The sequence below is a fragment of the Pseudomonas entomophila genome, assembly GCF_029478665.1.
GTDB lineage: Bacteria > Pseudomonadota > Gammaproteobacteria > Pseudomonadales > Pseudomonadaceae > Aquipseudomonas > Aquipseudomonas entomophila_F.
This window is the reverse complement of sequence record NZ_JARPQB010000014.1, coordinates 59,906-84,403: the sequence shown is the minus strand read 5'-3', so window position 1 is coordinate 84,403 and position 24,498 is coordinate 59,906. Positions and strand designations below refer to the sequence as shown.

Here is a 24,498-nt window from a genome sequence, read left to right as displayed (position 1 = left end):
CCGTTGTTGTCGCGACGAGCACCGCCGTTACCAGCGCCGCCATTGCGGGCACGTTTCTCGCCGGAACCCTGGTTCTGGCCCTGGCGCTGCTGGCCGGTGCCACGGCCTTGGCCCTGGCTACCGCCGCTACGCTGGCCGGAGCCCTGGGCTTGACCAGCATTGCTACCTGGGCGGCGGTTGCGACCCTGGTTCTTGGCGTTCTGATAGGGGCTGACGTAGTCGGCGCGGTTACCGAAATTGTCGACATCGTCGTCCAGGAATTCTTCCGGATCACGGTTGGCCGGTGCCGATTGGGCAGTTTTCTGGCCTTGGGCGGCTTGCTGCTGGCGCGGCTGCTTGTCACGTGGCTTGCGTTGCTGGCCTTGCTGTTGCTTGTCGCCGGACTTTTCCTTGTCGGCCTGTTTCTCGGCGGCAGGCTTCTGCTTGCCTTTATCCTTGCCCTTGTCCTTGCGCCCGCCACTGCCTTCCTTGCCGCCTTCGCCGCGAGGTTGCTGGTTGCGGCCACCACGGCCATTGGTCTGCTGGCGCTCGCGAACTTCCGGTTTCTCCGCCTCGACAGTCGATGCATCGAAGCCCATCAGGTCGCCATCGGGGATCTTCTGCTTGGTGACGCGTTCGATGCTCTTGAGCAGCTTCTCTTCGTCCGGCGCGACCATCGAGATGGCTTCGCCCGAGCGGCCGGCACGGCCGGTACGGCCAATGCGGTGCACATAGTCTTCCTCGACGTTGGGCAGTTCGAAGTTGACCACATGGGGCAACTGGTCGATGTCCAGGCCGCGGGCGGCGATGTCGGTGGCGACCAGCACCCGCACGGAGTTGGCCTTGAAGTCGGCCAGGGCTTTGGTGCGGGCGTTCTGGCTCTTGTTGCCATGGATCGCGGCGGCGGTCAGGCCGTGCTTCTCCAGATACTCGGCCAGACGGTTGGCGCCGTGCTTGGTGCGGGTGAACACCAGCACCTGCTCCCAGGCACCCAGGGTGATCAAGTGCGCCAGCAGCGCGCGCTTGTGGCTGGCCGGCAGGCGATAGACGCGTTGCTCGATACGCTCGACCGTGGTGTTCGGCGGCGTGACCTCGATGCGCTCGGGGTTGTGCAGCAGCTTGTCGGCCAGGTCGGTGATGTCTTTGGAGAAGGTGGCCGAGAACAGCAGGTTCTGGCGCTTGGCCGGCAGGCGTGCGAGCACTTTCTTCACATCGTGGATGAAGCCCATGTCGAGCATGCGGTCGGCTTCATCCAGGACCAGGATCTCGACGCGGGAGAGGTCGACGCTGCCTTGGCCGGCCAGGTCGAGCAGGCGGCCCGGGCAGGCGACCAGCACGTCGACGCCCTTGGCCATGGCCTGGACCTGCGGGTTCATGCCAACACCGCCGAAGATGCAGGCGCTGATGAAATTCAGGTCGCGGGCATAGACCTTGAAGCTGTCGTGCACCTGGGCTGCCAGCTCGCGGGTGGGCGTGAGCACCAGCACGCGCGGTTGGCGCGGGCCATGGCGTTGCGACTTGTCGGGGTGGCCACCCGGGAACAGGCGCTCGAGAATGGGGAGCGCGAAGCCGCCGGTTTTACCAGTACCTGTCTGGGCGGCAACCATCAGGTCGCGGCCTTGCAACACGGCGGGAATAGCCCGCTGTTGCACCGGAGTGGGCTGGGTATAGCCCGCAGCCTCGATAGCGCGGACAAGAGCCTCGGAGAGACCGAGGGAAGCAAAGGACATGGGCAATCCTGTTCTCGTGGGGGCTGGGCCCGATGGGGTGTTCTGCCTGGCGCGACGGGCATCGGAGGGATGCGATCGCGTCCGGTCCAGCTGGGCTTTCACGGTGCATCCGGGAAACGGCTGGCGGGCATCATCTATATGCTGCCGTCGTTTGGGATGCCTGTGGTGAGGCCGAGCGTCCGGGCGTGAGCCGGGCGGGAAGGCCCGAGTATAACAGAGCAATCAGCGCGTGCTGCGTTCCTGCTGCTCAACGGTGACAGGAAAGTTATCCAGGTTGTCATAACGCAAGGCGATAGCGGAGTAGGCCGGCTCCTGCTTGAAGCGCCGCAGTTCATCCGAGAACGCTTTGGCCAGTTGCTCCCGGCCGGGTTTGCGCGCCAACCCCAGGTACTGCTGGCGGCGGCTGATCACCATGGGCAGGGCCTCGACCGTCTGCTCCAGGCCGAGCTGGCGGCTCAGGAAACGACCGACACGGCGATCGGTCACCAGCAGGTCGATGCGCCCCAATGCCAGCTTGCCAAAATTGGCTTGCTGAGTCGGGGCCGATTCGCGGCGAAACAGCGCTGAATTGTCGAAGGCATCACCATAGTTGTAGCCCGGTGAAGTCCCCACGGTCAGGCCGGCCAGGTCTTCAGGGTGTTCGATGGTGTGGCGCCGGGTGCGGGCCTGATACAGGACGAACTCGACATCCGACATGGGCTCGTCCGGGTAGATCAGGAAGCCCTGACGCGATTCGACCCGAAAAGTATCCATCACGCCGTCAGCCAGCCCCTGCTGGATCATCGCCATGCAGCGCTTCCAGGGCAGGAACTCCCACTCCACCTCGACACCAAGGCGTTTGAACACCTCGTTGGTGACTTCGTAGTCGATGCCTTTGGCCTGGGCATTGTCCTGGTAGAGGTAAGGGGCCCAGTCATCACTGACGATACGCAACCGCTCGCTGTGCGCCTGGGGGCTCAGGCCTATGAGCAGTAGAAGGCAAGCAGGGCGCAGGAGTGAGAGCAGGGCGCGTGTCAGGGGCAAGATCGGTATCCCTGCGGTGGCGTGCCCGGCATGTCGATCAGGCCTGTTGCTGCTTGAGCAGATGGGTTTCTATGGCCTGCCGGTGCTTGCCAAGGGCCAGGCGCAGCCCGGGTTGGTGCAGGCATTGGCGTAACTGCGCCGCATCCACCTGGCCATGACGCTGTCGGAGGTTCTCGAGGGCCTTGTCCCACCAGGCCGACGCGCAGGCACGGTCGAACTCGTTTTCGTAGGGGTAGCAGCCGTACAGCAATTCCCGGGCAAACTGCCGTTGGTTGTTCGGCAGGGTGAGGCTCAGAGCCTTGTAGCCCAGGCGCTGGAGCCTGGGGGGGCGAGGCAACTGGTCATTGACCAGCCGGACATCGGCAAGCGCCGCCGTGCTAAGTGGTGCGTCACCGTGCTTGCGCAACCAGGCCTGGATCTTGGCGCGGAACTGGGCCTTGCGGCTCCAGTAGTGGTGGATCACATCGGTGCAGGTGTTGACCTGCAGTGTGCGATAGGCCGCTACTGCCAGGCAGAACTCCTCGAGGATGTAGGCTTTCTGCGCGAGCAGGTAGAACTCGTCCATCATGGCGATGGAGTGATCCAGTATCGAGGCGTCCTCTTTTGCCAGGCCGATCACGCCGGAGTTGAGCAGTGGCATCTGGCAGTCGGCCAGGTCGCGGGCCTCAAGCGTTGACAACAGGCTCTTGTACAGCAGGCATTCGGGGTACTCGCCGTAACGCCCGACGATGGCGTTGCACAGCAGGTTGCCGGGAGCGACCCGCCGAAACAGTTGCATGGGGGATGTGCGGAAGAACGTGTCGGTGTCGATGAGCACGGCCAGCGGGTGGTGCTCGAGGACCTGGCGCAGCAGTACATGCTTGCTGCGGAAATGATAGCCGTGGGGCTGATTCCAGGCGCTTCGCGTGGCTTCGTCGAGCACGTGCAGGTCCACGGGCAGCTTGCCGTACGGCGCGGGGTCGTCGGTGTAGACCTGGATGGCCATGGTTTCGCCCGGCTGTAGATGGGCCAGGGCGCTGACAATGCTGAAGCAAGCCTCCTGGTGGTAGGTGGCCGCACCGAATGCCAGGTAGACGAGTTGGGGAGTGGCGGGTTGAGGGTGCTGCATGCTGGCCGTTAACCTATTGCGAGGCAAATGTGAAGAGGGCTTTAGCCTAAGCCAAAGCCTTCTTCATAGCTCGAAATAATTATTACCGGGAAATACCTTCAGCGCGGCAGCTTCAGGTTGTTCCAGATGGCCAGGCTCGGCTCGGCCTGGTTGAGGGTGTAGAAGTGCAGGCCAGGCGCGCCGCCTTGCAGCAATTGCTCGCACATGCGCGTGATCACTTCCTCGCCGAAGGCCTGGATGCTGGCGGTGTCGTCGGCATAGGCTTCCAGCTGCTTGCGGATCCAGCGCGGGATCTCGGCGCCGCAGGCGTCGGAGAAGCGTGCCAGCTTGCTGTAGTTGGTGATTGGCATGATGCCGGGTACCACCGGGATGTCCACGCCCAGCTTCTGTGCGCGCTCGACGAAGTAGAAGTAGCTGTCGGCGTTGAAGAAGTACTGGGTAATGGCGCTGTCGGCACCGGCCTTGACCTTGTGCGCGAAGTTGGCCAGGTCCACTTCGAAGTTGCGCGCCTGGGGGTGCATCTCCGGGTAGGCCGCGACTTCCAGGTGGAAGTGGTTGCCGGTTTCCTGGCGGATGAACTCGACCAGGTCGCTGGCGTAGCGCAGCTCGCCGCTGGCCATGCCCATCCCGGAGGGCAGGTCGCCGCGCAGGGCGACGATGCGCTTGATGCCAGCGGCCTTGTATTCGGCGAGCAGGGCGCGCAGGTCATCCTTGCTGTCACCCACGCACGACAGGTGCGGGGCTGCGGGGACCTTCACCTCGCTTTCCAGCTGCAGCACGGTGTTGAGCGTGCGGTCGCGGGTCGAACCACCGGCACCGTAGGTGCAGGAGAAGAAGTCCGGGTTGTAGCTGGCCAGCTGGCGGGCGACGCCCATCAACTTTTCATGGCCGGCGTCGGTCTTGGTGGGGAAGAACTCGAAACTGTAGCGGCGTTCTTGTGACATCTCTGGTTCCTTGGACAGCGAACACTGGGCAGCTGCCTGCAAATAAAAGCCAGGACGGTGGGGGCCGGCCTGGCTCGGACATCGGTTCGAAACGTTGCCAGCCAGTGCCCGGCGAGGCGCCGGGTACTGGCAACCCGCCGCTTAGTAGCGGTAGGCGTCCGGCTTGAACGGACCTTCGACGGTCACACCGATGTACTCAGCCTGTTGCGGGGTCAGTTGGGTGACCACGCCACCAAAGCCGCGGACCATTTCCAGGGCCACTTCTTCGTCCAGCTTCTTCGGCAGCACTTCCACGGTCAGGCGCTCGGCCTTCTTCGCGGCAGGCAGCTCGGCGAACTTCTGCTCGAACAGGAAGATCTGCGCCAGGACCTGGTTGGCGAACGAGCCGTCCATGATGCGGCTCGGGTGGCCGGTGGCGTTGCCCAGGTTCACCAGGCGGCCTTCGGCCAGCAGGATCAGGTAGTCGTCGTTCTGTGGGTCGAAGGTGCCGGCGCCGGTGCGGTGGATCTTGTGCACCTGTGGCTTGACCTCTTCCCACGCCCAGTTCTTGCGCATGAAGGCGGTGTCGATCTCGTTGTCGAAGTGGCCGATGTTGCAGACCACGGCGCGCTTCTTCAGGGCCTTGAGCATGTTGGCGTCGCAGACGTTGACGTTACCGGTGGTGGTGACGATCAGGTCGATGCGGCCCAGCAGCTCTTTGTTGATGCCGGCTTCGGTACCGGTGTTGATACCGTCCTTGAACGGCGAGACGACTTCGAAGCCGTCCATGCAGGCTTGCATGGCGCAGATCGGGTCGACTTCGGTGACCTTGACGATCATGCCTTCCTGGCGCAGGGACTGGGCCGAACCCTTGCCCACGTCGCCGTAGCCGATCACCAGGGCCTGCTTGCCCGACAGCAGGTGGTCGGTGCCGCGCTTGATGGCGTCGTTCAGGCTGTGACGGCAGCCGTACTTGTTGTCGTTCTTGCTCTTGGTGACCGAGTCGTTGACGTTGATCGCCGGGACTTTCAGCTCGCCCTTGGCCAGCATGTCCAGCAGGCGGTGCACGCCGGTGGTGGTCTCTTCGGTCACGCCGTGGATCTTCTCCAGCATGGCCGGGTATTTCTTGTGCAGGATCTCGGTGAGGTCGCCACCGTCGTCCAGGACCATGTTGGCGTCCCAAGGCTGGCCGTCCTTCAGGATGGTCTGCTCGATGCACCACTCGTACTCCTGCTCGGTCTCGCCTTTCCAGGCAAACACCGGGATGCCGGCGGCGGCGATGGCGGCGGCGGCCTGGTCTTGAGTGGAGAAGATGTTGCAGGACGACCAGCGTACTTCAGCGCCCAGGGCGACCAGGGTCTCGATCAGCACGGCGGTCTGGATGGTCATGTGGATGCAGCCGATGATCTTCGCGCCCTTGAGCGGTTGCTCGGCTTGGTACTTGCGGCGCAGGCCCATCAGTGCGGGCATTTCCGATTCGGCGATGATGACTTCCTTGCGGCCCCAGTCGGCCAGGGAGATGTCGGCGACCTTGAAGTCGGAAAAACCTGCAGGCGTGTTTACAGCGCTCATGAGAGCCTCCATTCGTAGTGTGCGAATGGGCGCCGTTGTGCGTTGAGCGTCCGCTGTGCGGACAACGCCCCAACCGAGCCTGACAGGATGAACCTGCTGCAGCGCCCCTCGGATGGGTGGCGGGAACGGCGGCCGCAGGGGCCACCGTCGAAAGTGCCGGGCGATTATAGCGGGGCTTTCGATGCATCCCAAGGGCTAAACAGCACAGACGGGCTCACTGAGGGCGGCCGTTGGTCCGCAATGCAAGACGCAGGGTGAGGTGGGCCATGGGTTCGCAGCCCTGGGCCAGCACCATCAGCTTCCAGGTCAGCGCGAACTCGCCCGGTGTGTCGCACTGGATACGCCAATGATAAGTATCGACCAGGCGGCTTTCCGGCTGCAGGGGGGCCGAGGCGTCGGGAAGCGCCAGGCGCAGGTTGCGTTGCTCGACCAGCTCGATGTCCAGCGGCGGTTCGCTGGTCGGGCTGTGGCTGAGCAGCATTTCTTCGCCAAGCAGCGCCACCGGGACCACCTTGAGGAGCAGGGTGTCTCCGATCGCCACGTCCAGTGTTGGAGAGTCGAGGAGCTGGGTGGCGTCCGATGTCGGGCGGGTGTGCAGGATACAGAGGTGCCGGGGATCGAGTTCGGCGGGTGCTTCGGGGTCATCGGGGAGTTGCTCGAAGGCCTCCAGCAGGCCCCGGGTGTCGACGATCAGCAGCAAGTGATGAGGGGAGTTCTCCGTAATCATGATGCGCTCCTTCCTTGAGCACCAACGATGGATCCGGGTACAGGCGCGCACCGCCGGCCCAAGGCTCGGCGGTGCGCGGCGTGGATCAGTTGGTGATGGTGATGAACGGATCCCATTCGAAGTAGCCACAGCACTTGCAGTCACGGTCGATGATCATGAACTTGAAGTGGTAGGTGACCTTGCCCTGCGCGAGCAGGTCGCCGCGCCAGTAGTAGTTTTCGTTGACCTGGCAGGTTGGCACGGTCTTGTTGTTGGCGTTTGGTACGGCGGTCTGCACCTTGGCCTTGAGTGCGCGCGGATCCTCCAGCAGTTGATGGTTCGGATCGTCCGACACGAACCCATAGAGGATCACCGACTGCTCGAAGCCGAACGAGATGCTCTGCTCGCGCCAGCGGACCACATCGCCCACCCGGCCCTTCAGGTGCAGTTCACCACCGGCCTGGCCGGAGATGACGTTGTCCTGGTAGGTGACCATGTAGATGTGTTCCGGCTGGATGAACGTGGGCTTGTTCGGGTCCTTGCTCGCGTTGGGGAACTTCTTGAGGATGGTTTCGGTGTCGAAGTTGATGCTGACATCAATGATTCTGGACATAGTGGATTCCCTTTCACTGATTTCGAGTAGGTCAATGGTGAGCCTCAGTCGCTCTCCACTGGCACTGCCCGGAGCCTCGCTTCCCGCGAATGCCGGTCTAGCCGCGCCGTCTGCCAAGTTCCGGTTGTCCGACCACTTGGAGTGATCTGCGGATCACAGGATCAGGCTAGATCCGTGGGGGTGGGTGTCAAACGGCGGCCTGCGGATACTGACCAATGGTCGTAGGGCGTGGACATGGTTGACGCAAGTCAATGGGACTACCATGTAGGGCGTGGCCGGGCCGGCTGATCCGCCGCCCGCCGCTAGACGTTCATGAGGCCACCGGCCAGGAGTACAGATGAACTTTCACACCCGCAAATGGGTAAAACCCGAAGACCTCAACCCCAATGGCACGCTGTTCGGCGGCAGCCTGCTGCGCTGGATCGACGAAGAGGCGGCGATCTACGCCATCGTCCAGCTGGGCAACCAGCGTGTGGTGACCAAGTACATTTCCGAGATCAACTTCGTCAGCGCCTCGCGCCAGGGTGACATCATCGAGCTGGGCATCACCGCCACCGAGTTCGGCCGCACCTCCATCACCCTCAAGTGCGAAGTGCGCAACAAGATCACCCGCAAGGCCATCCTGACGGTGGACAAGATGGTCTTCGTCAACCTGGGCGAGGATGGGCTGCCGGCACCGCACGGGCGCACCGAGATCAAGTACATCCAGGACCAGTTCCCGGACAGCGCCGTCGAGTAAGCGCCGCAAGGAAAGTAGGAGCCAGCCTTGCTGGCGAACCCCAGGCACCGCGGTGCATGGCACCGGCCATGCCGGTGTTCGCCGGCAAGGCCGGCTCCTACGCCGCGCGTCATTCGGCCGGTTGGCTCACCTTGCGCACCACCTTGCCGACCGTCAAACCCTGCACCAGGATCGACGACAGCACCACGATGTAGGTGATCGACAGCAGCAGGTCGCGCTCATCGCCTTGCGGCAACGACAGCGCCAGGGCCACCGACACGCCGCCGCGCAGGCCACCCCAGGTCAGCACGCGAATGGTGCCCTGGGGCACGCTGCGCCAGCGGCGCAGCAAGACGATCGCCGGCGCCACGGTCAGCAGGCGCGAGGCCAGCACCGCCACCGCCAACACGCCACCGGCCGCCAGGTGCAGCCAGTTGAACGGCAGCAGCAACAGTTCCAGGCCGATCAGCGCGAACAGCAGGGCGTTGAGCATGTCGTCGATCAATTCCCAGAAACCGTCCATGTAGCGGCGGGTCATGTCGTTCATCGCCAGGTTGCGCCCGAGGTTGCCGATGATCAGGCCGGCCACGACCATGGCGATCGGTGCCGAGACATGCAGCTCGTAGCACATCGCCGAACCGCCGATGACCAGTGCCAGGGTCAGCATGACCTCGACCTGGTACTGTTCGACGCTCTTGATCATGCGATAGGTCGCATAGCCGATCAGGCCACCGAAGACGATGCCACCGATGGCTTCGCGGGCGAACAGGGTGGCGGTTTCGGCGACGCTCGGGGTTTCACCCAGCTGGATGATGCCCAGCAGCACGGTGAACACCACCACCGCGGTGCCGTCGTTGAACAGCGATTCGCCGACGATGGTGGTCTTCAGCGGTTTCGAGGCATTGGCGGTACGCAGGGCGCCCAGCACGGCGATCGGGTCGGTCGGCGAGATCAGCGCGCCGAACAGCAGGCAGTAGATCAGCGGCACGTTCCAGCCGAACAGGGCGAACACCCAATGCGCCAGATAGCCGATCACCACGGTGGCGATCAGCACGCCCAGCGTGGCCAACAGGCCGATCGGCCAGCGGTAGCTGCGCAGGTCGGCGAGGTTGACGTGCAGGGCGCCGGCGAACAGCAGGAACGACAGCATCCAGTGCATCAACAGGTCATTGAAGTCGATCTGGTTCATCAAGCCTTCGACGCGCTCCTCCAGGCCGGGGAAGCCGATCAGGCTCAGGCCCTGGAGCAGCAGGGAAAACAGCAGTGCGGTGACCATCACGCCGATGGCCGGCGGCAGGCCGATGAAGCGGTAGTTCACGTAAGTGAGGAGGGTGGTGAGGCAGATAAACGCGGCAACTAATTCAAGCATCCCGAATCCTGTGACAGTGGCTTCCAAGTCGTTACCCGAAGTGCCCGGGCAGTTCTTTGATGATCTGGCGGCGGGCTCGGGACACACCCTATGACCGGATTTCTCGGATTCGTTCCCGTTCACCCTTGTAGGAGCCGGCTTGCCGGCGAACCAGCCGGCACGCTATATAGTGATCGCCTCTCATCGGCCCCAAGGATCCCAAGGCGTGTTGGCAACCTCCCTGGTACTGGTCGCGGCCCTGCTGCACGCCACCTGGAACACCCTGATCAAATTCAGCGCCGAACGCCTGCTGGTGATCGCCAGCATGGACCTGGTCGCGCTGGTCTTCGCGGTCCTGGCCGTGGCCTTCGTCGACTTTCCACCGGCCAGCATCTGGCCCTGGCTGCTGGCTTCGGCGCTCGCCGAACAGCTGTATCGCTACCTGTTGATAAAAGCCTACAAAGTGGGTGACCTGGGCCTGGTCTATCCGCTGATGCGCGGCCTGTCGCCACTGGTCGTGCTGGGGCTGACCCTGGCCTTCGCCGGCGAGTCGCTCAGCCAGCAACAGATCATCGGCATCCTGCTGATCCCGTGTGGCATGGCGTGCCTGCTGTGGCAAGGCGGTGGTGGTGATCGCCTGCCCTGGTCGATGCTGCCGGTGGTGGCGCTGATCGGCCTGTGCATCGGCTGCTACACCTGGTTCGATGGTCAGGCCGTGCGCTTGTGGGGCAAGCCATTGGACTACCTGGTATGGCTGACCCTGCTCAGTGCCTGGCCGTTCCCGCTGCTGGCCGGCGTCGCCCGCCGCCCGCAGTTCGTGCTGTTCTGGCGCACCCGGTGGCGGCTGGGGCTGGCCGTGGGGCTGTGCGTGCTGCTGAGCTACGCTCTGGTGCTGTGGGCCATGCACTTGGGTTCTGTGGCCGAAGCGGCGGCGTTGCGCGAGCTGAGCGTGATCCTCGTGGTGCTGCTGGGCATGCGCTACCTCAAAGAACCTTTTGGCGGCCCGAGACTCCTAGCTTGCGGGCTGGTGCTGGCAGGCATGCTGGTGATGAAGCTCTGACCTATCCCTGTGAACAAGGAGTCCTGTGCATGACCGTAGCCCTGTGGTGCATCCTGATCGCGCTGGTCCTGCCACCGCTTTGTGCATTGATTGCCAAGGTGAGCAGCGGCCGCTTCGGGCTGAAGGACAATCATGATCCGCGCGCGTTTCTCGACAAGCTGGCAGGCCTGCCGCGGCGTGCCCATGCCGCGCAGCAGAACGGCTACGAAGCATTTCCGGCGTTTGCCGCGGCGGTGCTGGTGGCCGATATTGTCGGCAATGCCGAGCAGGTGACGCAGGATGTGCTGGCGGTGCTGTATATCACCAGCCGGCTGCTTTACATCATCTGCTACCTGGCGGACTGGGCGGCGTTGCGCTCGCTGGTCTGGTTTGCCGGGCTGGCGTTGATCGTGTCGTTTTTCGTGGTATCGATCTAGAACCGCGTCGCCTTCTTCGCCGGCAAGGCCGGCTCCTACAGGTACGGCGGCACCCCTGAGGGGCCGCCAGCCGATTCAGGGTACTTTGGGTACGTCTGGCAACGGCTTGCCCTTGGGCCACAGCATCCAGATCTGCCCCTGCTGTTTCATGTTGCCGGCCAGTTCGCCAGCCTCTGCCCCAGTACCCCAGAACAGGTCCGCACGCACCTCGCCGGTGATGGCGCCACCGGTATCCTGCGCACCCACCGGGCGCACCACCGGCGAGCCGTCGGGGCGTGTGGTGGAGAGCCATAGCAGGCTGCCCAGCGGGATCACCTTGCGATCAATCGCCACGCTGTAACCCGCGGTCAATGGCACGTTGAGCGACCCGCGCGGGCCTTCGTTGCTGTCCGGGCGGGTGCCGAAGAATACATAGCTGGGGTTGCTGGCCAGCAGCTCAGGCACTCGCTGCGGGTTGGCCTGGGCCCAGGCGTGGATGGCGCCCATGCTCACATCCTCTTTCTTGAGCTGGCCCTGCTCGATCAGCCAGCGGCCGATCGGGCGATAGGGGTGGCCGTTCTGGTCGGCATAGCCCAGGCGCAATTGCCGGCCACTTTCCAGCTGGACGCGGCCCGAACCCTGGATCTGCAGGAACTGCAGGTCCATCGGGTCGGTCAGCCAGGCCAGCACGGGGGCCTTGGCGCCCTCGCGGTTGATCACCTCGGCGGTGTCGTAGGGCTTGAGCACGCGGCCTTCAAGGCGCCCGCGCAGGCGCTTGCCCTTGAGTTCGGGGTACACACTGGCCAGGTCGACCACGATCATGTCCTCGGGGACGCCATACACCGGTACCTGTGCGGCCTCGGTGCGCGTCAGGCTGCCGGGGTAGACCGGTTCGTAGTAGCCAGTGATCAGGCCGTTGGCATTGTTCTCGGCCGAGCGCAAGCCGTGGACCTGCAGGTTCTGCTGCAGGAAGGCGCGTACCTGGGCAGGGTCTGCCGCGACGCCGGTGGCAGCCGTGCAGGTTTCAGCCCAGACCGGGTCGCGGGTGAGTTTCTCGCAGCCATTGCGCCAGGCCTGGAAACCGGCCAGCAGATCGTTGTCGCTGACCGTGGGCAGGTCTTGCCAGGAGGCGTTGGCGTAGGTGGCAATGGCATGGGGTTCGGGCTTGGCGTTCTCGCCGCCATTGCAGCCGGCCAGGAGGGCCACGGCCGGGAATGCCCAGATAAGATGGCGCATTACAGATGTCATGAATGTGATCCTGATGCGGGCGAAGATGAAAATTCGCCCCTGTTTTCTGTGTGGCTATTGGTCTTTGCCCGACAGGCGGTGATACTGGCCACCCGTTTTGCCAGGCCGAAGTGACCGTGATGTTCAAGCGATTGACCGTAGTTCTGCTCGCCGCCCTTGCCCTGAGTGCCTGTGATCGCGTCGACCCCGACTCGCCGTTGGGCCAGCGCAAGGCCATTTTCAAGGCGATGCTCAAGACCAGTGAAGACATGGGCGGCATGCTGCGTGGCCGCTTGCCGTTCGATGGTGCGAAATTCGCCGACGGTGCGGCGAAGCTCGATGGCCTGTCCCATCAGCCCTGGCAGCATTTCCCGCAAGTGCGTGACGAGGGCGACAGCAGCGCGCGGCCGGACATCTGGGAGCGTCAGGCCAGGTTCCAGGATCTGGCCCGTCAGCTGGAGGGTGTTACCGGCGAGCTGGTCGAGGTGACCCGTACCCAGCCGCTGGATGTTGCGCAGATGAAAGCGCCGATGGACAAGGTCGAGGCGGCGTGCAAGGCCTGTCATAGCGAGTTTCGCAATCATTGATGTTTAGCTTCTGTAGGAGCGGCTTTAGCCGCGATGCGGGCGGCACGGTATGCGGCACCCGCTTCGCGGGTGATCGCGGCTGAAGCCGCTCCTACAGTGATCGTGTGAGGGTTAACGCTCCAACTCGTCCACGGCTTCCTGCAGTTCTTTCTTCGCTTCGGCGAGCTTGTCCTTGCGCTTGTTGATCTTCTCCGCGTCGCCCTTCTTCATGGCTTTGTCCAGGTCCTTGGTACGCTGGTTCACCTCGTGACGGGCATCGAGCACTTTCTGTTCACGTTCTTTGCGCAGGCCGGCGTCGGTGCAGTGCTCGGTGACTTCGGCGAGGGCTTTCTCGAGCCCGGCCTGCTGGTCGCTGTTGCCATGGGCGCGGGCCTGTTCGACCTGCTCGCTGATGGCCTGGCGCTTGGCCGCGCAGCCGGTCAGCGCGGGTTGCTCCTCGGCGGCCAGCGCGGCCTGGGCAGTCAGGCCGAGCAAGGCGGACAGTGCGATGGACGAGAGCAGTTTCATCAGGGACTCCATTCGAAGGCTGGGCAACGGAAAGCGAAATGCTGCCCTGATCCGAGGAAATTAGAAACCCTCGATTTCATGGGTGCGCAGGCGTTGGGCCAAGGCCTGCATCTGCTCATGGGAGAAGAATGCCTGCAATTGCGCGGCGCGACCGGCACCGACACCCGGTTCGGCAAGCCATTGCTCGATGTTTCTGGAGGCCAGGGCGGACCAGCCTGCCCCTGGCGAGAAATGGCTTGGGGCCGGGACGCCAAGGCCCCGCAGCCAACGCTCGAAAGGTTGCCGGCGCCCGAGGGAGAATGCCTGCAGCAAGCGTTCGGCTCGCGTCTGGGCGATACCCGGCACTTCCAGCAGGTCCTCCCGGGTCAGCTCCAGCCAATCGCTCAAGGTGGCGACCTTTCCGCTTTCGACCAGTTGGCGCCAGACGCCAGCGCCGACCCCGGCCATGTCCAGCCCGTTGTTGCCACCCAGCCAGGCCAGGCGGGCGAGAAACTGTTCCTGACAGGCCGCGCTGGCTTGCCAGCAGCTCAGTAAGTGATGCGCCGCCGGATCGGGCACGGCCACTGCCGCTCGCAGCGGGCTGCGATGTACCACGCTATCCACCCGTGGGATGGTCAGGCCCGCCAGGCTGATCGCGACCTGGTCACCCGGTCGGATGTCCAGTTGCGTCCAGCGGGCCAGGGAACCGAGGCTGACCTGGCTGATCCGTCGGTCATCCAGCTGAAGGGGTACCAGTTGCAAAAGCGGTGTGATTCTCCCGGTCCTGCCGATGCGGAAGTGAATGTTGCGGACCTGCGCCAAGGCTTGGCTGAAGGGGTATTTCCAGGCGGCGATCCAGTAAGGGGCCTGGGCTCGCCAGCGCTGTGCCGGAGGTCGGGCGTCCTGGCGCAGGATCACGCCGTCGGTGGCGAAGGGCAGGGCAGTCCGATACCAGTGCTGGCGCCAGTGCTCCGCGTCATCGAAACCCTCGATGGCGACGCTGAAACGCTGGCTGTCGGTAAACCCCAGGTCGGCCAGGCGTGCCATGCGTTCGGCATGGGTGTCCGGCCCCATGGGCCAGTCCCAGACGAACAGGCCGATGCTCGCGCCTTGCTCGTCGCTCAGTTGCTTGCGCGCCAGCAACCCGGCGACGATGCCTCGTGCGTTGGCGCTGCCCGCCTCGGCTTGCACGTGGTCGGTGAGGCGCCAGTAGAGTTCGCCCTGGAAAGCGGTGTCCAGTGGTTGCGGTAGTTGCCGCACGATACGACCCAGCCGGGGGATGTGTCGGCTCCAATCATGCCCCAGCACGCCATCACCCCGGCTGAGCAGTTGGGTCAGCTGGCCTTGTTGGTACACCAGCGACACGGCCACGCCATCGACCTTGGGCTGTATCCACACGCCTTGCCTGCCTTTAAGCCAGCGCCGTACCGCAGGCTCGTCACGCAGCTTGTCGACACCGGTGTGTGGCACCGGATGAGGGACCTGGCCACGTGCGCTGGCCAGGGGGGCTTCGTTGCTCGCCAGGTCGAAACAGCCTTGCAGATGCCGAAGGTGCTGGCGGCTCTGGTCGTAGAGTTCATCCGCCACCAGCGCAACGCCTTGGCGATGATAGTGATCGTCCCAGTGGGCGAGGGTCTTGAGCAACTGACTGACCTCGGCCCGGGCGCGTTGTGCCGGCCAGTCGGGACACGGCCCGTGGTCGCCCAGGGCGAAGCCCGGGAAAAACAGCAATGGGATGAGCAGGCGCAGCAGCATGGCCAGCCTCCTTGCGTGGTGCTTTGGAGTGCTCAGCCTAGGCAGGGGTGGTGAATTCTGCGCCCGGGAAATGTCAGCCGATATTGCACAAAAAAGCCCCTGCCGATTGCTCGGCAGGGGCTTTCGTTTACCGCTGTAAGAGGCTTACAGGCCGGCAGCGTCACGCAGCGCCTGGGCACGGTCGGTGCGCTCCCAGGTGAAGGTGGTGAAGGTGTCGTCGCCGACGGTCTTCTGCTGCGGGGTACGGCCGAAGTGGCCGTAGGCGGCGGTTTCCTGGTACATCGGGTGCAGCAGGTCGAGCATCTTGGTGATGGCGTACGGACGCAGGTCGAAGCACTCGCGCACCAGCTGGACGATCTTGTCGTCGGAAACCTTGCCGGTGCCGAAGGTGTTGATCGAGATGGAGGTCGGCTGGGCTACGCCGATGGCGTAGGACACCTGGATCTCGCAGCGCTCGGCCAGGCCGGCGGCGACGATGTTCTTGGCCACGTAGCGGCCGGCGTAGGCGGCGGAACGGTCGACCTTGGATGGGTCCTTGCCGGAGAACGCGCCACCGCCGTGGCGGGCCATGCCACCGTAGCTGTCGACGATGATCTTGCGACCGGTCAGGCCACAGTCGCCCACCGGGCCACCAATGATGAAGTTGCCAGTCGGGTTGATGTGGTACTGGGTGCCCTTGTGCAGCAGCTCGGCCGGCAGGGTGTGCTTGACGATCAGCTCCATCACCGCTTCCTGCAGGTCTTTCTGCGACACTTCAGGGTTGTGCTGGGTGGACAGGACGACGGCGTCGATACCCACGACCCGGCCGTTCTCATAGCGGCAGGTGACCTGGGACTTGGCGTCCGGGCGCAGCCAAGGCAGCAGGCCGGACTTGCGCGCTTCGGCCTGGCGCTCGACCAGACGGTGCGAGAAGCAGATCGGGGCGGGCATCAGCACGTCGGTCTCGTTGCTGGCGTAGCCGAACATCAGGCCCTGGTCGCCGGCACCCTGGTCTTCCGGCTTGGAGCGGTCCACGCCCTGGGCGATGTCCACCGACTGCTTGCCGATGATGTTCATCACGGCGCAGGTGGCGCCGTCGAAGCCGACGTCGGAGCTGTTGTAGCCGATGTCGATGATCACCTTGCGCACCAGCTCTTCCAGGTCGACCCAGGCCGAGGTGGTGACTTCGCCGGCGATGATGGCGACACCGGTCTTGACCAGGGTCTCGCAGGCGACGCGGGCATATTTATCCTGGGCGATGATCGCGTCCAGGACCGCGTCGGAGATCTGGTCGGCGATCTTGTCCGGATGCCCTTCGGACACGGACTCGGAGGTGAAAAGGGAGTATTCGCTCATCTCGATGGGTTCCTGAAATTTACCGATGTTGTGTGTCGCCAGCGGCCCGCTGGAAGTGCCGGACCTGGATCTGGAAACCGTTACGCAAGCCCACGTAGAGGCTGTCCCCGGGGGTCAGCCCGGCAGCGTCGGCCCAACGGGCCAGGTCATCCTGTTCGAAGCCAAGCCACAGGTCGCCGCAGGCTTCGCGCGCCCACCCCTGGTCATGGCTGCACAGCTCGGTGACCAGCAGGCTGCCGCCCGCCTTCACCCGTTTGGCCAGCAGGCGCAAGGCCAGGGCCGGGTCGCTGAAATGGTGCAGCACCATGTTCAGCACAACGCAGTCGGCTTCCACATCCGTTGCACCCAGTGCATCGGCCAACTGCAGGTTTACGTTACTCAATTCGTTGCGCGCGCAGACCTGGCGGGCCAGCTCGAGCATGGTCGGGCTGTTGTCCATGGCCGTGACCTGGGCGAAGCGCCGCGCCAGGTCGGGCAGGAAACCGCCGTCGCCGGGGCCGACCTCCAGGGCGCTGGCGCCGGCCTCGAAGCTCAGGTTGTCGAGCAGCGCCAGCAGGCTCTCGCGGTACTGCGGCAGGCCGGCGATCAGGTCTTGCTGGGCGCGGAACTTTTCTTCCACGCGCAGGAAGAAGTCCTGGCTGGTGGCCGCGCGGCGTTGCTGGACCTGGGCGATGCGCGCTTGCACGTCCTGGGCCAGCGCAAGGTCGTCCACCTCTTCGAGCAGTGCCGTGTGCAGGCGGCCGCCCAGGCGCTGGCTGTCGGGCAGGGCGCGGCGGTAGAAGATCGCGTTGCCTTCGCGGCGTGTCGCGACCAGGTCGGCCTGGGCCAGCACTTTCAGGTGGTGGCTCATGCCTGACTGGCCGATGTCGAAGATCTGCGCCAGTTCCAGCACGCCGAACGAGTCGTTGGCCAGTGCGCGCAGCACGTTCAGGCGCAACGGATCGCCGCTGGCCTTGCACAGGGCGGCCAGCGCGTCGTTACGTTGAGGCGTGATGGGGGCATTGACGTTCATGGGGCGGGAGTCTAGACAGGCATCGTTGCCCTAGCAAGACCAATATCAAAAAGTTTTGATATTGGTCGATGGGCGGAGGATGAGCTCGCCTGCGCAGGTTTACCCGCGAAGCAGTCGACGGCAATTCCGCTGTTTTCACCCAAATTGCCGAACAAACACAGGAAAAAAGCCCGACTGCGACCATCCGTCATTGCCCCCGGCCCCCGCAGTGGGCGAAAATGGCCGCCTTTTTTCGTTTCACTACTTATTCAAGCCCCAGGAGACTCAGCGATGCCCAGCCGTCGTGAACGTGCCAACGCCATTCGTGCCCTCAGCATGGATGCCGTGCAAAAGGCCAACAGCGGCCACCCAGGTGCCCCCATGGGTATGGCGGATATCGCCGAAGTGCTTTGGCGCGACTACCTGAAGCACAACCCGAGCAACCCGAGCTTCGCCGACCGTGACCGCTTCGTGCTGTCCAACGGCCACGGCTCGATGCTGATCTATTCGCTGCTGCACCTGACCGGCTACGACGTCACCATCGATGACCTCAAGTCGTTCCGTCAGCTGCACAGCCGCACCCCGGGCCACCCGGAGTTCGGCTACACCCCAGGCGTCGAGACCACCACCGGCCCGCTGGGCCAGGGCCTGGCCAACGCCGTGGGCTTCGCCCTGGCGGAAAAAGTGCTGGCCGCCCAGTTCAACCGTGAAGGCCACGACATCGTCGACCACAACACCTACGTGTTCCTCGGCGACGGCTGCATGATGGAAGGCATCTCCCACGAAGTCGCCTCGCTGGCCGGCACCCTGGGCCTGAACAAGCTGGTCGCCTTCTACGATGACAACGGCATCTCCATCGACGGCGAAGTGCACGGCTGGTTCACCGACAACACCCCGGCGCGCTTCGAAGCCTACAACTGGCTGGTGATTCGCAACGTCAACGGCCACGACGCCGAAGAGATCAAGATGGCGATCGAGACCGCGCGCAAGAGCGACCGTCCGACCCTGATCTGCTGCAAGACCATCATCGGCTTCGGCTCCCCGAACAAGCAGGGCAAGGAAGACTGCCACGGTGCTCCGTTGGGCAACGACGAAATCGCCCTGGCCCGCAAGGAACTGAACTGGGACCACGCACCGTTCGAGATCCCGGCCGACATCAAGGCCGAGTGGGATGCCAAGGAAGCAGGCGCCAAGGTCGAAGCCGAGTGGAACAAGCGTTTCGATGCCTACGCCGCTGCCTTCCCGGAACTGGCCAGCGAGCTCAAGCGTCGTCTGAGCGGCGAACTGCCGGCCGACTTCTCGGAGAAAGCCGCTGCCTATATCGCGGAAGTCGCCGCCAAGGGCGAAACCATCGCCAGCCGCAAGGCCAGCCAGAACGCCCTGAATGCCTTCGGCCCGCTGCTGCCTGAGTTCCTCGGCGGCTCGGCCGACCTGGCCGGCTCCAACCTGACCCTGTGGAAAGGTTGCAAGGGTGTCGAAGCCAACGACGCCAGCGGCAACTACGTGTTCTACGGTGTGCGCGAGTTCGGCATGACCGCGATCATGAACGGCGTTGCCCTGCACGGCGGCCTGGTCCCTTACGGCGCGACCTTCCTGATGTTCATGGAATACGCCCGCAACGCGGTGCGCATGTCGGCGCTGATGAAACAGCGTGTGATCCATGTCTACACCCACGACTCCATCGGCCTGGGCGAGGACGGCCCGACCCACCAGCCGATCGAGCAGCTGACCAGCCTGCGCAGCACCCCTAACCTGGACACCTGGCGCCCGGCCGACGCGGTCGAATCCGCCGTGTCCTGGAAAGCCGCCCTGGAGCGCAAGGACGGCCCGTCGGCGCTGATCTTCTCGCGTCAGAACCTGCAGCATCAGCCACGCGACGCCCAGCAGATCGCCGATATCGCCCGTGGCGGCTACGTGCTCAAAGACTGCGCCGGCGAGCCCGAGCTGATCCTGATCGCCACCGGTTCCGAAGTGGGCCTGGCGGTCCAGGCGTTCGACAAGCTGACCGAGCAGGGCCGCAAGGTTCGCGTCGTGTCGATGCCGAGCACCAGCGTGTTCGACGCCCAGGACGCCGCCTACAAGCAGTCGGTACTGCCGCTGGAAGTGGGGGCGCGCATTGCCATCGAAGCCGCTCATGCTGACTTCTGGTACAAGTACGTCGGCCTCGAAGGTCGCGTGATCGGCATGACCACCTACGGTGAGTCGGCGCCGGCCAGCGCGCTGTTCGAGGAGTTCGGCTTCACCCTGGACAACATCCTGGGCACCGCCGAAGAACTGCTGGAAGACTGATGCAGGAAAGGCGAGGGCCTTTGGCCCTCGTTCGCGGCACAAGGCCGCTCCTACAGGGCACTGCGCACGCCGTTCCCTGTAGGAGCGGCCTTGTGCCGCGAATGGGCCGCGCAGCGGCCCCGTTCAACCGCCGGAGTTCAAGAGCTACCTATGCCCCACCCGCGTCCCTACAAAGTTGCACTCAACGGTTACGGCCGCATCGGCCGTTGTGTCCTGCGCGCGCTGTTTGAGCGAGGGGCGAAGGCCGGTTTCGAGATCGTCGCGCTAAACGACCTGGCCGACCAGGCCAGCCTGGAATACCTGACCCGCTTCGACTCCACCCACGGGCGTTTCCCCGGCGAGGTGAAGGTCGACGGCGACTGTCTGCATATCAATGGCGACTGCGTGAAAGTGCTGCGCAGCGCCACCCCTGAAGGCATCGATTGGGCAGCCCTGGGTATCGACCTGGTGCTGGAGTGCTCCGGTGCCTATAACACCCGGGCCGACGGCCAGCGTTTCATCGACGCCGGCGCGCCCCGGGTGCTGTTCTCCCAGCCCATGGCCAGCGAGGCGGACGTCGATGCCACGGTGGTCTACGGCGTGAACCAGGACTGCCTGACCGGCGGCGAGCTGCTGGTGTCGAACGCCTCCTGCACCACCAACTGCGGTGTGCCGCTGCTGCGTGTGCTGGACCAGGCCTTTGGTATCGAATACGTGCAGATCACCACCATCCACTCGGCAATGAACGACCAGCCGGTGATCGACGCCTACCACCACGAGGACCTGCGCCGCACCCGTTCGGCGTTCCAGTCGGTGATCCCGGTGTCCACAGGCCTGGCGCGCGGTATCGAGCGCCTGCTGCCGGAACTTGCCGGGCGAATCCAGGCCAAAGCGGTACGCGTGCCCACCGTCAACGTGTCGTGCCTGGACATCACCCTGCAGACTTCCCGCGATACCAGCGCCGAGGAAGTCAACCGGGTGCTGCGCGAGGCTGCCCTGGATGGCCCGCTGAAAGGCCTGCTGGCCTACACCGAGCTGCCCCACGCCAGCTGTGATTTCAACCATGACCCGCATTCGGCCATCGTCGATGCCAGCCAGACCCGCGTTTCAGGCCCACGCCTGGTGAACTTGCTGGCCTGGTTCGACAACGAATGGGGGTTCGCCAACCGTATGCTCGACGTTGCCGAACACTTTCTGCACGTCGTCCACCCCACCCGCAGCAAACAGCCCTGAAGGACTGCATTCATGACCGTGTTGAAGATGACCGACCTCGACCTGCAAGGTAAGCGCGTACTGATCCGCGAAGACCTCAACGTGCCTGTGAAGGACGGTGTGGTAGCCAGCGACGCGCGTATCCTGGCAGCGCTGCCGACCATCAAGCTGGCCCTGGAGAAGGGCGCGGCGGTGATGGTCTGCTCGCACCTGGGCCGCCCGACCGAAGGCGAGTTCTCCGAAGAGAACAGCCTGAAGCCGGTCGCCGCTTACCTGAGCAAGGCCTTGGGCCGCGAAGTGCCGCTGGTCGCCGACTACCTCAATGGCGTCGAAGTGAAGGCCGGTGACCTGGTGCTGTTCGAGAACGTGCGCTTCAACAAGGGCGAGAAGAAGAACGCCGACGAGCTGGCGCAGAAGTACGCCGCCCTGTGCGACGTGTTCGTCATGGATGCCTTCGGCACCGCCCACCGCGCCGAGGGTTCCACCCACGGTGTTGCCAAGTTTGCCAAGGTCGCGGCCGCAGGCCCGCTGCTGGCTGCCGAGCTGGATGCCCTGGGCAAGGCCCTGAAGGCCCCGGCCAAGCCGATGGCCGCCATCGTCGCCGGCTCCAAGGTCTCCACCAAGCTGGACGTGCTGAACAGCCTGAGCACTGTGTGCGATCAGCTGATCGTCGGTGGCGGTATCGCCAACACCTTCCTCGCCGCCGCCGGTCACCCGGTCGGCAAGTCGCTGTACGAGCCTGACCTGGTCGAGACCGCCAAGGCCATCGCCGCCAAGGTCAGCGTGCCGCTGCCGGTGGACGTGGTGGTTGCCAAGGCATTCGCCGAAGACGCCGAAGCCACTGTGAAGGCCATCGCCGACGTGGCTGCCGACGACATGATCCTGGACATCGGTCCAAAGACCGCCGAGCAGTTCGCCGAATTGCTGAAGACCTCGAAGACTATCCTGTGGAACGGTCCGGTCGGCGTGTTCGAGTTCGACCAGTTCGGCAACGGCACCAAGGTGCTGGCCAAGGCCATCGCCGACAGCGCCGCGTTCTCCATCGCCGGTGGCGGTGACACCCTGGCGGCCATCGACAAGTATGGCGTTGGTGCCGATATCTCCTACATTTCTACCGGTGGCGGCGCGTTCCTCGAGTTCGTCGAGGGCAAGGTCCTGCCAGCGGTGGCAATCCTGGAAGAGCGGGCCAAGGCCTGATTTTGACGGCGCCTGGCAAAGGGAGCGACCTGATGGTCAAGCAATTGCCTGTGATGATCGTGGCCGTGTTGCTGGGCGCCTGCGCCAGCAACAAAGGCAGCGACGCAGATCCGGCGCAGCCGCCCAAGGGCGGTTGCTACCAGTCCCAGTGGCAGGCGGAGACAGCGCCGGTGATCAACAAGCGCCTGGGCCCGGATGGCCTGGAAAAGTACGACGACGAGCACCAGCGCAAGGCGGCGGGCTGCCCTTGATCGGGTAGCGGGCAACCTAACGCGGGTTTCGTGGTCTTGGACATTGGGGCCGCTGTGCGACCCATCGCCGGCAAAGCCGGCTCCTACAGGCGATGCGGTTCTTGTAGGAGCCGGCTTTGCCGGCGATGGGCTGCAAAGCAGCCCCCAACGAGGTTTTTAGGATGAAAGCGCTTCTGGCCGTGTTGGCCCTGGCGACCCTGGCAGGCTGCTCGATGCTGCAACCTGCCCAACCCGCCCCGGCGGACAACTGGACCCGCTGGGTCTGCGACAGCCAGGCCGAAGTGCTGTGGCGTTTCACAGACGCGAAACAGGATGCGGTCGACGTGCGCCTTGGCGGCGGCGACCAGGTCTACCGGCTCAAGTCCGAGCCGGGCGCCTCGGGCGCGCTGTACAGCGATGGCGTGCTGGCCCTGCACACCAAAGGCAATGAAGGCCTGGTGTACTGGGTGGCGACCAACGATCTGATTGGGCGGGGCTGCAAGGCACCGTGACTGGCCGGGCCGCATGGATGGCCCACACTACTTGAACAGCAACCGCCCCTGCGGCAGGCTTGCACGAAACAACGACGCTTGTCGGGAGAGAGATACACAATGGCACTCATTAGCATGCGCCAGATGCTGGACCACGCCGCCGAGTTCGGTTACGGCGTTCCGGCTTTCAACGTCAACAACCTCGAGCAGATGCGCGCCATCATGGAAGCCGCCGACAAGACCGACTCTCCGGTCATCGTCCAGGCTTCCGCCGGTGCCCGCAAGTACGCCGGTGCCCCGTTCCTGCGCCACCTGATCCTGGCGGCCATCGAAGAGTTCCCGCACATCCCGGTGTGCATGCACCAGGATCACGGCACCAGCCCTGACGTGTGCCAGCGCTCGATCCAGCTGGGCTTCAGCTCGGTGATGATGGACGGTTCGCTGGGCGAAGACGGCAAGACCCCGACCGAATACGAGTACAACGTTCGCGTCACCCAGCAGACCGTTGCCATGGCGCACGCCTGCGGCGTTTCGGTAGAGGGCGAGCTGGGTTGCCTGGGTTCGCTGGAAACCGGCATGGCCGGTGAAGAAGACGGTATCGGCGCCGAAGGCGTGCTGGACCACAGCCAGATGCTGACCGACCCGGAAGAAGCCGCCGACTTCGTCAAGAAGACTCAGGTGGATGCCCTGGCCATCGCCATCGGCACCAGCCACGGCGCCTACAAGTTCACCAAGCCGCCGACCGGTGACGTGCTGGCGATCGACCGCATCAAGGAAATCCACAAGCGCATCCCCAACACCCACCTGGTAATGCACGGTTCGTCCTCGGTGCCGCAAGAGTGGCTGGCGATCATCAACCAGTACGGTGGCGACATCAAAGAGACCTACGGCGTGCCGGTCGAAGAGATCGTCGAAGGCATCAAGTACGGCGTGCGCAAGGTCAACATCGACACCGACCTGCGCCTGGCCTCCACCGGCGCCATGCGTCGCCTGATGGCGCAGAACCCGAGCGAGTTCGACCCACGCAAGTTCTTCGGCGAGACCGTCAAGGCCATGCGTGACGTGTGCATCGCCCGCTACGAAGCCTTCGGCACCGCCGGCAATGCCTCGAAGATCAAGCCGATCTCCCTGGAAGGCATGTTCCAGCGCTACGCCAAGGGCGAGCTGGCCGCCAAGATCAACTGATCCGGCGCCGCTTCACGAAAAAACCCGCAGTGATGCGGGTTTTTTTGTGCGTGTGAATCCCCTATGCCATTTCCCTTGGTGGTCGCGACAGTCTCGCAGGTGTTCATGATTTACACCGGCCCCTGTAGGAGCGGCCTTGTGCCGCGAAAGGGCTGCGTAGCGGCCCCGGGATTTCAGGTTGAGCAAAGATCGCCGGGCCCGCTTCGCGGCCCTTTCGCGGCACGAGGCCGCTCCTACAGGAGTCGCGCTAGGCTTGGGCTGGTAAGTCCGCTCCCACGTGTCCGTGTGTCGCTCGCGGCGCGCGCATACCGTTAGTCGGCTAACATCACTTCAGATGGCTTATAGCCATCTGCACGCGT

At 64.3% G+C, this 24,498-nt stretch carries 23 protein-coding genes and 1 riboswitch; of the genes, 10 read left to right on the top strand and 13 right to left on the bottom strand.

All coding sequences use genetic code 11. From position 1 onward, the window contains the following. The 7 genes from P5705_RS09840 to P5705_RS09810 form a co-directional block, all read right to left on the bottom strand. The coding region (locus tag P5705_RS09840; protein WP_277460632.1) for a DEAD/DEAH box helicase at positions 1–1,709 on the bottom strand (1,709 nt) is incomplete at its 3' end. 222 nt (positions 1,710–1,931) lie between these two features. Beyond that, a complete protein-coding gene (locus tag P5705_RS09835) occupies positions 1,932–2,732 on the bottom strand; it encodes a substrate-binding periplasmic protein (protein ID WP_431196936.1) in 801 nt (266 codons plus the stop codon). A 37-nt stretch (positions 2,733–2,769) separates the two neighbouring features. Continuing rightward, entirely contained in the window at positions 2,770–3,840 is a 1,071-nt protein-coding gene (locus P5705_RS09830; RefSeq protein WP_277460631.1) for a hypothetical protein, read from the bottom strand. Between the two features lie 98 nt (positions 3,841–3,938). Then, positions 3,939–4,784, bottom strand: coding sequence for a methylenetetrahydrofolate reductase [NAD(P)H] (metF, locus tag P5705_RS09825; protein ID WP_240066982.1), 846 nt, complete (start codon positions 4,782–4,784; stop codon positions 3,939–3,941). Between the two features lie 141 nt (positions 4,785–4,925). Next, positions 4,926–6,335 carry an adenosylhomocysteinase gene (gene ahcY, locus P5705_RS09820; protein ID WP_277460630.1) on the bottom strand — a complete coding sequence of 470 codons (1,410 nt, stop codon included), beginning with the start codon at positions 6,333–6,335 and terminating at the stop codon, positions 4,926–4,928. A 20-nt stretch (positions 6,336–6,355) separates the two neighbouring features. Further along, positions 6,356–6,451, bottom strand: a riboswitch (S-adenosyl-L-homocysteine riboswitch). Positions 6,452–6,549: 98 nt separating this feature from the next. Beyond that, entirely contained in the window at positions 6,550–7,062 is a 513-nt protein-coding gene (locus P5705_RS09815; RefSeq protein ID WP_277460629.1) for a hypothetical protein, read from the bottom strand. Between the two features lie 85 nt (positions 7,063–7,147). Further along, positions 7,148–7,654: an inclusion body family protein gene (locus P5705_RS09810; protein WP_240066979.1), complete on the bottom strand. Its 507-nt coding sequence runs from the start codon at positions 7,652–7,654 to the stop codon at positions 7,148–7,150. A 337-nt stretch (positions 7,655–7,991) separates the two neighbouring features. Here P5705_RS09810 and P5705_RS09805 point away from each other — a divergent pair, with 337 nt between their 5' ends. Then, complete coding sequence (locus P5705_RS09805) at positions 7,992–8,393, top strand: acyl-CoA thioesterase (RefSeq protein ID WP_009399312.1); 402 nt, start codon at positions 7,992–7,994, stop codon at positions 8,391–8,393. A gap of 109 nt (positions 8,394–8,502) precedes the next feature. Here the strand turns inward: P5705_RS09805 and P5705_RS09800 are convergent, their stop codons facing one another. After that, on the bottom strand, positions 8,503–9,741 hold the full coding sequence (locus P5705_RS09800; RefSeq protein WP_277460628.1) for a cation:proton antiporter: 1,239 nt from the start codon (positions 9,739–9,741) through the stop codon (positions 8,503–8,505). A gap of 205 nt (positions 9,742–9,946) precedes the next feature. On the opposite strand from P5705_RS09800, the gene P5705_RS09795 reads away from it, so the two are divergent. Both P5705_RS09795 and P5705_RS09790 read left to right on the top strand, forming a co-directional pair. After that, positions 9,947–10,780, top strand: a complete 834-nt coding sequence (locus P5705_RS09795; protein ID WP_277460627.1) for a DMT family transporter — start codon at positions 9,947–9,949, stop codon at positions 10,778–10,780. Between the two features lie 29 nt (positions 10,781–10,809). Further along, entirely contained in the window at positions 10,810–11,196 is a 387-nt protein-coding gene (locus tag P5705_RS09790; RefSeq protein WP_213658600.1) for an MAPEG family protein, read from the top strand. A gap of 75 nt (positions 11,197–11,271) precedes the next feature. Here P5705_RS09790 and mltA read toward each other — a convergent pair whose 3' ends face one another. Continuing rightward, the gene (mltA, locus tag P5705_RS09785) at positions 11,272–12,423 is read right to left on the bottom strand and encodes a murein transglycosylase A (protein WP_277460626.1); all 1,152 of its coding nucleotides are present in this window, start codon (positions 12,421–12,423) and stop codon (positions 11,272–11,274) included. Between the two features lie 119 nt (positions 12,424–12,542). On the opposite strand from mltA, the gene P5705_RS09780 reads away from it, so the two are divergent. Beyond that, positions 12,543–12,989, top strand: a complete 447-nt coding sequence (locus P5705_RS09780; RefSeq protein ID WP_277460625.1) for a c-type cytochrome — start codon at positions 12,543–12,545, stop codon at positions 12,987–12,989. Between the two features lie 111 nt (positions 12,990–13,100). On the opposite strand, the gene P5705_RS09775 is transcribed toward P5705_RS09780, so the two are convergent. From P5705_RS09775 to P5705_RS09760, 4 genes are all read right to left on the bottom strand, one after another. After that, positions 13,101–13,496 carry a DUF1090 domain-containing protein gene (locus P5705_RS09775; protein ID WP_277460624.1) on the bottom strand — a complete coding sequence of 132 codons (396 nt, stop codon included), beginning with the start codon at positions 13,494–13,496 and terminating at the stop codon, positions 13,101–13,103. Between the two features lie 60 nt (positions 13,497–13,556). After that, the gene (gene ligB / locus P5705_RS09770; RefSeq protein WP_277460623.1) at positions 13,557–15,230 is read right to left on the bottom strand and encodes an NAD-dependent DNA ligase LigB; all 1,674 of its coding nucleotides are present in this window, start codon (positions 15,228–15,230) and stop codon (positions 13,557–13,559) included. 144 nt (positions 15,231–15,374) lie between these two features. Then, positions 15,375–16,565: a methionine adenosyltransferase gene (gene metK, locus P5705_RS09765; protein WP_011536020.1), complete on the bottom strand. Its 1,191-nt coding sequence runs from the start codon at positions 16,563–16,565 to the stop codon at positions 15,375–15,377. Between the two features lie 19 nt (positions 16,566–16,584). Next, entirely contained in the window at positions 16,585–17,577 is a 993-nt protein-coding gene (locus tag P5705_RS09760) for an ArsR/SmtB family transcription factor (protein WP_277460621.1), read from the bottom strand. Positions 17,578–17,847: 270 nt separating this feature from the next. Here P5705_RS09760 and tkt point away from each other — a divergent pair, with 270 nt between their 5' ends. The 6 genes from tkt (at position 17,848) to fba (ending at position 24,139) form a co-directional block, all read left to right on the top strand. Next, complete coding sequence (tkt, locus tag P5705_RS09755) at positions 17,848–19,845, top strand: transketolase (RefSeq protein ID WP_277460620.1); 1,998 nt, start codon at positions 17,848–17,850, stop codon at positions 19,843–19,845. Between the two features lie 150 nt (positions 19,846–19,995). Then, positions 19,996–21,057 (top strand): erythrose-4-phosphate dehydrogenase, encoded by a 1,062-nt coding sequence (gene epd, locus P5705_RS09750; protein WP_277460618.1) that lies wholly within the window; start codon positions 19,996–19,998, stop codon positions 21,055–21,057. A 12-nt stretch (positions 21,058–21,069) separates the two neighbouring features. Next, positions 21,070–22,233, top strand: coding sequence for a phosphoglycerate kinase (locus P5705_RS09745; RefSeq protein WP_277460617.1), 1,164 nt, complete (start codon positions 21,070–21,072; stop codon positions 22,231–22,233). Further along, positions 22,233–22,484, top strand: a complete 252-nt coding sequence (locus P5705_RS09740) for a hypothetical protein (protein ID WP_431196937.1) — start codon at positions 22,233–22,235, stop codon at positions 22,482–22,484. Before P5705_RS09745 ends, P5705_RS09740 begins: the two co-directional genes overlap by 1 nt. 161 nt (positions 22,485–22,645) lie before the next feature. Continuing rightward, positions 22,646–22,975 carry an MliC family protein gene (locus tag P5705_RS09735; RefSeq protein ID WP_277460615.1) on the top strand — a complete coding sequence of 110 codons (330 nt, stop codon included), beginning with the start codon at positions 22,646–22,648 and terminating at the stop codon, positions 22,973–22,975. A gap of 99 nt (positions 22,976–23,074) precedes the next feature. After that, positions 23,075–24,139, top strand: coding sequence for a class II fructose-bisphosphate aldolase (fba, locus tag P5705_RS09730; RefSeq protein ID WP_011536013.1), 1,065 nt, complete (start codon positions 23,075–23,077; stop codon positions 24,137–24,139). The last annotated feature ends 359 nt before the right edge of the window (positions 24,140–24,498 follow it).